This is a genomic window from Lentzea aerocolonigenes (genome assembly GCF_000955955.1).
GTDB lineage: Bacteria > Actinomycetota > Actinomycetes > Mycobacteriales > Pseudonocardiaceae > Lentzea > Lentzea aerocolonigenes_A.
On sequence record NZ_JYJG01000286.1, the window covers coordinates 1 to 7,661 of the forward strand.

The 7,661-nt window shown below is 64.2% G+C and carries 8 protein-coding genes; 5 read left to right on the top strand and 3 right to left on the bottom strand.

The window, feature by feature from the left end:
- Positions 1-80: 80 nt before the first annotated feature.
- The gene (locus UK23_RS32800; protein WP_045315592.1) at positions 81-482 is read right to left on the bottom strand and encodes a nuclear transport factor 2 family protein; all 402 of its coding nucleotides are present in this window, start codon (positions 480-482) and stop codon (positions 81-83) included.
- A 596-nt stretch (positions 483-1,078) separates the two neighbouring features.
- Between UK23_RS32800 and UK23_RS49180 the strand changes: the two genes are divergently transcribed.
- Together UK23_RS49180 and UK23_RS55145 are read left to right on the top strand one after the other, a co-directional pair.
- On the top strand, positions 1,079-1,258 hold the full coding sequence (locus tag UK23_RS49180; protein WP_156213549.1) for a hypothetical protein: 180 nt from the start codon (positions 1,079-1,081) through the stop codon (positions 1,256-1,258).
- 45 nt (positions 1,259-1,303) lie between these two features.
- On the top strand, positions 1,304-1,384 hold the full coding sequence (locus UK23_RS55145; protein ID WP_419503913.1) for a cation transporter: 81 nt from the start codon (positions 1,304-1,306) through the stop codon (positions 1,382-1,384).
- Between the two features lie 293 nt (positions 1,385-1,677).
- Here UK23_RS55145 and UK23_RS32815 read toward each other — a convergent pair whose 3' ends face one another.
- Positions 1,678-2,922 carry a cation:proton antiporter gene (locus tag UK23_RS32815; RefSeq protein ID WP_045315593.1) on the bottom strand — a complete coding sequence of 415 codons (1,245 nt, stop codon included), beginning with the start codon at positions 2,920-2,922 and terminating at the stop codon, positions 1,678-1,680.
- A 502-nt stretch (positions 2,923-3,424) separates the two neighbouring features.
- Here UK23_RS32815 and UK23_RS32820 point away from each other — a divergent pair.
- Entirely contained in the window at positions 3,425-4,201 is a 777-nt protein-coding gene (locus UK23_RS32820) for an AfsR/SARP family transcriptional regulator (RefSeq protein WP_045315594.1), read from the top strand.
- Positions 4,202-4,214: 13 nt separating this feature from the next.
- Here UK23_RS32820 and UK23_RS32825 read toward each other — a convergent pair whose 3' ends face one another.
- The gene (locus UK23_RS32825; protein WP_196777981.1) at positions 4,215-5,099 is read right to left on the bottom strand and encodes an AfsR/SARP family transcriptional regulator; all 885 of its coding nucleotides are present in this window, start codon (positions 5,097-5,099) and stop codon (positions 4,215-4,217) included.
- Positions 5,100-5,343: 244 nt separating this feature from the next.
- Here UK23_RS32825 and UK23_RS32830 point away from each other — a divergent pair, with 244 nt between their 5' ends.
- Together UK23_RS32830 and UK23_RS32835 are read left to right on the top strand one after the other, a co-directional pair.
- Positions 5,344-5,919, top strand: a complete 576-nt coding sequence (locus UK23_RS32830; RefSeq protein WP_082115161.1) for a hypothetical protein — start codon at positions 5,344-5,346, stop codon at positions 5,917-5,919.
- A 78-nt stretch (positions 5,920-5,997) separates the two neighbouring features.
- Entirely contained in the window at positions 5,998-7,617 is a 1,620-nt protein-coding gene (locus UK23_RS32835) for an MFS transporter (RefSeq protein ID WP_063778138.1), read from the top strand.
- The last annotated feature ends 44 nt before the right edge of the window (positions 7,618-7,661 follow it).

Consider the following 7,661-nt stretch of genomic DNA (forward strand, 5'->3'; position numbering starts at 1 on the left):
CCCGTAACCACTGGACGCTTCTGGTTCCCGCCATTCGTCACAACGTCAAGTCCGGCGGTCCGCGCCTTCCTCGTGCGGGGTCAGCGTGCGGCCAACGGAAGGTCCATGATGCCGGTGGCTTGCGACCAGACACAACGCCATGTGCTGCTGGCATTGGTGTAGACGTCGGTGTGCCAGGCCTCGTGCCGCGGGATGTCCGCGCCGTCGACGGTGAGTTCGATAACGCACCGGTAGCGGAGGACGGTGATGTCGGTGCCGACGATGGCGTCCACGTCGCCGGTCAGCCCCAGTTCCCGGTAGGCGACGCGCCCGGTGGTGAGGAGATCAAGGTATTCGGCCTTCGTCCACACGGTGCCGGTCGGGTTGCACAACCGATACTCCGCGGCGTGCAATCGGTCGTAGGTGCCGCGATCCACGTCGAGGAGACATTGGATCCGATCCTGCTCAGCCTTGATCACTTGGCTGGCCACATCGTCGGTCATACCGCTCCTGTTCACTCGTTCGGTGCTGGTCGGCGACATGTGCGCCTACAACCAGGTCAGAAGGCGTAGAGGTGGTCTCTCGCTGACGCCATCTTTGCCGGTGCCGAGCCCTTGAGCATGGCCGTCGGCTACACGGTATCGGCGGAACCAGGAGTACGTCACGGCTCGCTGCCCGCCGAAGAGCGGGTAGGTGAACTGGTCTCCTTTTGAGGTACCGCACCTCCCACGGATGGAAGACACCCACGACGCCACGTGCACGCCCGCTGCGACGATGGCGGTGTGCGTGCTCGGACCCAGCCCGCTGTTCGCGATCCTCGGCTACGCGGCCCGCAAGGTCGCCACCGCCTGGAAGAGGCGACTCGTTGTGGTGACCGGGCTTGTCGTCCTCGCGAGGGGCTTGTACACCCTCAACGGAGGCTTGAGCTGGCAGGCGCGCCCTTCGCCGCCAGCCGCATCGCGGAGACGGCCTCGGACTGCGACGTCCCCGCCGACACCACGGCAGTCACCGTCGTGAATGGACAGCAGACCATGGTGATCACCGCCCGTACCGGCTCATACCGCCCTACAGCCCCGACGACGTGCAGGCGTGGTCGTGCTTGCCGACCACGCTGGTGGTGAAGTTGGACAAGGTGCAGGGCTGCGTGCGTTCATTCGTGATCCAGGATCAGGAGAGGATCCTTCCGGGCAGCGGTGAAACCCGTACCGAACTCGGTGTGTTGCAAGTGGATTATGCCTGCGACATGGGCAGGTACACCGGCGTCATCAACGTCGGCTGAGGGGAGTCCACTGTGGCGACGACCCGTGTTTTCCAAGTGAGCGTGATGCATTGCGGCAGTTGTGCGTTGCTCATCGACGACGTACTCGAAGATCTGCCAGGTGTGCTCAGCACACAGACCAGGTGAAGCAAGGACGCGCGACCGTGGAGCTGGACCCGGACCGCAGCGGCCCTGAGGACGTGGTTCGCGTGATCGAGGAGCTGGGCCACCAGGCCTCGTTGATGTCCTGATCGCCACTGGGGTCGTGGGCGCCGCGAGTCCTCGGTACCGGATGGAACGGGTTGGACCTGTTCCAGTCCTAGCCGGCCAGGCCTAGCGACCGTTCGGTCCATCCGAGCGGTCCCGAGGCCATGTCGGTGTCGGTCATGCAGGCACAAATGTTGAGACCCGGACCGGTCGGGCTTGGACGGTTCCGCTGCTCAGTTCTGGTTCTTGTCGACCGTTCCGACGCCGGATAACAGAAGCTCTTTCTTGTGCGCACCTGTGCGGTGGAGCAAGCGCAACACTGGACCCGCCATCGCGGTCGTCACCAAAGCCATCACCACCATGATCGAGTAGATCGCCTGATCGATGATCGCCAGCTCCAGGCCGACGCTCAGCACGATGAGTTCGGTGAGCCCTCTCGTGTTGACCAGAGCGGCCAGCGTGATCGAGTCACGCGGAGAGATCTTGGCGAGACGCGCGGTGGCCCAAGCGCCGCCGAACTTGCCGACGACCGCCACGAGGATGATCAGCACGAGCTCGACGAAACCGTTGGGGCCCAGCGTCCCCAAGTCCACCTTGAGCCCAGAGATCGTGAAGAACACGGGCAGCAGCACGGCGGTGATCGGGCCTGTCCAGCGGTTGAGCGCCTCGCGTTGTCCTTCGAAGCCGAGAGTGGGAATCGCGGCGCCGAGAATGAAGGCACCGAAGATGAAGTGCAGGCCGATCCACTCCGTGAACGCCGCGGAGCACAGCGCGCAGGCGAGCAGGGTGCAGGTCATTGCCGGCGTGGCGGCGCGGCCACCGAGGAGTTTGCGCAGCGCCGGCCTGAAGGCCAGGGCGATGAGTAGCAGGAAAGGGATGGCCAGCACGATCATCATCGAATGTGCGGGCTGTTTGGTGCCCGCCACGATGGTCACGACGGTGAGGAGTGACCAGGCGCAGACGTCGTCGACCGCGGCGCAGGTCATCGCCATCTTGCCGATGGCCGTGTGCTGCAGGTTGTGGTCGGTGATGATCCGTGCCAGTACGGGAAACGCGGTCACCGACATGGCCGTGCCGAGGAACAACGCGAACGCGAGCTTGTTCTCGGCTGCGTGGCCTGTCGCGATGAAGGCGGCGAGTGCGACACCGAGCCCGAACGGCAGTGCCACCGAGACGAGCGAGATTGCCGATGCGGCCTTGGCATGCGGGCGCTCGCGGCGATGACCGAGATCGAGTCCCACGGTGAACATGAACAACGCAAGACCGAAGGTCCCCAGGGTGCTGAGCAGCGGACGTACGTCCGACGGGAAGAGCACTCCCGTCAGGTGTGACCCCAAGATCATCGGCCCGAGCAGGATGCCGGTGGCCAGCTCTCCGATGACAGGCGGTTGACCCACTCTCCTGGCGAGTGCGCCGAGGAGCCTGGCGGCGACGATGATCAGGGCGAGATCGAAGAGGACGATGGCTGTCTGGGGCATCGACAACGTCAGTCTCCTATTGGTCTGCACCTATCGATGTCGTGATCGCAGTCACAGGATAATGAACGTGGTGAATTACAGTCGTCTTCCCGATTGGGTAAGGCGAGGAATTACCGAGAATGTGCTTGGCGATCTCGACTTACGCAGCTTGTAACTCGGGTGTAACTGGCATGTGTGCTGCGTGTGTCCACTTTGTCGACTTGTCCAGGCTCTGGGCGGTTCCTGGTAGGCCGCTTACATGTCGCGAAAGCACGTGAGGCGCCGGTTGTTGGCCTTGAGCTGCGCATACAGGTGTACCCACGGGGCAACCGACCTGATCTGCGATTAGTTTCGTCAATAATGAGACCCTGGGCCACTTGGGTGCGTAGAGTCGGGCAGCAGGACGTACGGGGTTGTCGGGGGAGTGTCATGGGGGACGTCAGGAGTTGGACGAGAAACGGCCCTTCGGCAAATGTGCGCGCAGTGCAAGATTCACGCTCTCTCTATTCCTGGCGGGTGTGACATGCGGTATGAGGCACAGTTCTTCGGCCCGTTCCGGGTGTGGCGAGACGGAGTTCCGCTCGCCGAGCTGAACGGCGGCCGGACCGGGGCACGAACGCTGCTGAAATGGTTCCTGCTCCACCCCGAGCAGAGCGTGGAGGCAACCCGGTTGGCTGCACTGCTGTGGCCGCGGGAGAAGAGCGTCAACTGCACCAAGAAGCTGTACGTGACGCTGCACGCGTTGCGGCGCGCGCTCGAGCCCGAGCTGACCGGTCGCCAGCCGTCCAGGTTCGTCAGTGTCGACCAGGACAGCCACTACCGGTTCGACCTTTGTGGAATGTGGCGGACCGACGTCGGCGAGGTGGAAAGGCTCTGGGCGATGGCCAGGTCGGCGGCCGGGCGTGACGACACCGCCGGCGAGATCAGGGCCTGCGAACGCCTGCTCGACCACTACCGGCAGGGCTTCTTGCCGGAGGACGTCTACGAGGACGCGTTCGCGCCGCACCGATCAGTACAGGACCGCGGGCACGACGCAGCGCTGCGTCGACTGCTCCGCCTCTACCGGGGTGCCGGGCTGAACTACGAGGCGCTGACCACCGCCATGGAGATCCTGGACCGCGATCCGTACGCCGAGGTTGCGATCACAGCACTTGTCGAGGTGCACCTCGATCAGGGCAATTCGACGGTCGCCCTGTCGCGCCTGGACAGCTTCATCACAACGGCCGAGGAGGAGCTGGGCGTGGAGCCGAGCAGTGAGTTGCTCAGGCTCCACGAACAGATCAGGAACCAGTCCTCGTGAAATAGTTCACGTTTCAGTTGGGCCGGCGCGGTTCCGGTGCGGAAGACGCTTCCCGAACGGCGCGCTCGCACAGAGCGAGGACATCTGTGCGATTGCCATTTCCCAGTCTGCGGACGCACGATTGCAGGAATGTGCACAGCCGCTGCCGTGCGTGCGCCGATCCGCCGTGCGTGATGTGCGCTTCGGCGATGACGGTCGCCGCCAGCTCGTTGTACGGGTTCACCGTCAGCATTCGGTAGGCGTACTCGAGGCACTCCTCGAGCTCCCCGCGATCGCGATGCAGACGGATGAGACGCACCAAGGACTGTGAATGCAGGGTCTCGTACCGAGTGCGATAAGGGGCCAAACGGGGTTCGAGTGCCTCTTCGCCTTCGAAGAACCGGTGCAGCGGGTATGCGGTGACCCGGCCGTAGTAGAAGCACGCGCGGCGGCTGTCGCCCTGGCGGTCGCTCGCCCGCGCTCGATCGAAGAGACGCACGACCTCATCCGCGTCGGTCCACCACTCCTGACCTGCTTCGAAGCGGTAGAAGGTGTTGCCGCTGCGGTGAACGAAGGACGAGTCGTGACCGGGTGGCAGGTCCGGTTCGAGCATCCTGCGCAGGCAGTGCATCGCGACGTGAATGCTTCCGGTCGCTTTCTCCCGGGTTGCTTGCGGCCAGCCGAGATCGATCAGCTCGTCGATCGAGCACGGTCGGCCGGGGTTCAGCAGGAACCACTTCAGCAGGAGCAAGGCCTTCTCCCTGCGATGGCCCCGCTGACCAACCACTTCTTGGTCGTGGAGTACTCGAAAGGGGCCAAATAGGTAGGCGCGGTAGCTGGCCTCCTGTTCTCGTGGGTGGATCAACTCGGAAGAAGCCACACGTGTTTCCGCATCAATTGATGTATCAAGACCGATCACCCTTCGACCCCCCCGGGAAGAAAATGTGAATGGGTGTAAGATCTGCAAACCGCTGTGACGGTAAGCCTCGTTCTCGAAGGTTGTCAAGCGTCACGGATGGAACATCGAGTCACGCTTCGCCTGCTTGGCACAGACCTTGGCACGTTTTGGCGAAGGCGAATGTGTGACATTTCGAGGTGAGTTGTACTCGTATTTGAAGGGTGTATCGAAGCTGCTTACGGACGCCGTAATGAGGGGGAAAGTCATGCTTTCTAGCGTCGCGGCACAGCCGGGCCGGGAGGGCAGACGCGTGGGAGACGGATGGCCGCTCGTATGGGGCGCGACCAGCGACGAGGTCACCGCCGGCTACCCGTGTGACGAGGTGTTCGCGGCCCCGAAGTTCGAAGCACACCGGGCGATCAGCGTCGCTGCGCCGCGCGCACACGTGTTCCGTTGGTTGTGTCAGCTCAAGGCTGCGCCGTACAGCTACGACCTCCTGAACAACCTGGGCCGTCCCAGTCCGCGCACGCTCACGCCAGGACTCGAGCAGCTGAAGCTCGGTCAGCGCTTCATCACGGTGTTCGCGTTGATCAGCTATGTGGTCGACGAGCACGTCACGATCCGGGTGGGATGGCTCGGGCGGTTGATGTTTGGGGAGCTGGCGATCAGCTATGTCGTCCATGACGAGGGGCCTGGCGGCTCCCGGTTGGCTGTGAAGCTGACCTTGCCCCGCAAACGCCACCTGGGTCTGCTGCGTCAGTGGGTGCTGGCGTGGCTGGATCTGTTCATGATGCGCCGCCAGCTGCTGAACCTCCGTGACCTCGCCGAGCGCAGCCGCTAGCGGCGCCTTGGCCCGACACGCCGAGGCCGCTGCGTTCACAACTTGACAATTGTCAACCTTACTTGAGAAAGTCAAGCGATGCGAAAGTCTCTGATCCTTCTCGCACTGACCCTCACCGCCTTCGTGATCAGTGTCGAAATCTTGATCGTGAACGTCGCTCTGCCCGCGCTCATGCAGGAGCTCGGGGCCAGCACGTCCGAGCTGCAGTGGGTCGTCGACGCCTACAGCTTGGCTTTCGCCGCACTGGTGCTCGCGGGTGGCAGCTTCGGTGACCGTCAGGGCCGCAAGGGAGCCCTGCTCGCCGGTCTGGTGATCTTCGGGCTCTCCTGCGTCTGGGCAGCGCTCATCGACACGCCAGGTCAGCTCATCGCCGCACGCGCGGTCATGGGCCTGGGCGCGGCGCTCATGTTCCCCGCGACCCTGTCCATCCTGGTGAACGTGTTCACCGAACGGGCCGAACGTGCTGGTGCGATTGGACTTTGGGGAACGGTCACGGGCTTCGGCGTCGCGACTGGACCCATCGTCGGCGGCTGGCTGCTGGCTCACTTCTGGTGGGGCAGCATCTTCGCCTTCATGGCCGGTGTCGCCGTCGCTGTCGGAATCCTCATCTGCCTGGTGGTGCCGACGTCTCAAGACCCGGAGACGCCTCCGGTCGACTGGCTGGGCCTCGTCCTCTCGAGCGCTGGCGTGGCCGTGCTCGTCTTCGGTGTGATCGAGGCACCCGGTTGGGGCTGGGGATCCGTCCGCACGATCTCGTGCCTCGCGATCGGCGCGGTGCTGCTGGTGGTCTTCGTCGCGGCCGAACGCCGGGCGGCCCATCCGATGCTCGACGTGAAGCTGTTCTCCAACCCTCGCTTCAGCGCGGCGAGCGGTGCGGTCGCGATCTCGTTCTTCGCTTTGCAGGGCTTCATCTTCGTGATCACGCAGTACCTGCAGCTGGTCAAGAACTACACCCCGTTCTCGATGGGACTGCGGCTGCTGCCCATGGCGGGCGCGGTGGCGGTCTCGTCCATCATCGGCACCAAGCTCGCGGTGAAGATCGGCAACAAGATCGTCGTGGTGTCGGGTCTCGTGCTGTTCGCCGGCGGACTCGTCTGGTGCTCGGCGAACACGGCGACGACGCCGTACGCCACGATTGCCGGCGAGATGCTGTTGCTCGGCGTGGGAGTCGGGCTGGCGAGTGCACCGGCAACCGAGGCGATCATGGGTGCCGTTCCCGAGGAGAAAGCCGGTGTCGGTGCAGCGGTGAATGACGCAACGCGCCTGTTCGGCGGGACGCTCGGCGTGGCCGTGATCGGCAGCGTTGCCTCGTCGCTCTACCAGAACCGGCTGGAATCGACTCTCGTTCCCGGCCCTGGTGCGGAAGAGGCCGTCGCCGCGGCGCATCGATCGTTCGGCGCTGCACTCCAGGTCGCACAGACACTGGTGGACCGCGGCCTTGGTGATGTCGGACGAGGTCTGCTCGACAAGGCGACATCCGCCTACCTGCACAGCATGTCCGGGGCTTCGCTGGTGGCAGCAGGCGTCTCGCTCGTCGGTGCTCTTCTGGCGGCACTGCTCCTGCCTGCCCGCCCGCAGGACGGTGAGCACGAGGCGCCTCCTCAGCTCCTCGCTCGCGACATGTCGGGCGCGGCCGCCGGTGCGCTCATCATCGACGCGCTCAAAGGTCGCCGGTCCAGGCGCGACCAGGTGAAGTGACCTTCCAGCAACGGTAAGTGCTGTGTCTGTCTCTTATACACATC

Excerpts from the sequence above, each read along its gene's own strand:
- UK23_RS32800 (WP_045315592.1), bottom strand. The coding sequence starts at position 482 with ATGACCGACGATGTGGCCAGCCAAGTGATCAAGGCTGAGCAGGATCGG.
- UK23_RS55145 (WP_419503913.1), top strand. The coding sequence starts at position 1,304 with ATGCATTGCGGCAGTTGTGCGTTGCTCATCGACGACGTACTCGAAGAT.
- UK23_RS32815 (WP_045315593.1), bottom strand. The coding sequence starts at position 2,922 with ATGCCCCAGACAGCCATCGTCCTCTTCGATCTCGCCCTGATCATCGTC.
- UK23_RS32820 (WP_045315594.1), top strand. The coding sequence starts at position 3,425 with ATGCGGTATGAGGCACAGTTCTTCGGCCCGTTCCGGGTGTGGCGAGAC.
- UK23_RS32830 (WP_082115161.1), top strand. The coding sequence starts at position 5,344 with ATGCTTTCTAGCGTCGCGGCACAGCCGGGCCGGGAGGGCAGACGCGTG.
- UK23_RS32835 (WP_063778138.1), top strand. The coding sequence starts at position 5,998 with ATGCGAAAGTCTCTGATCCTTCTCGCACTGACCCTCACCGCCTTCGTG.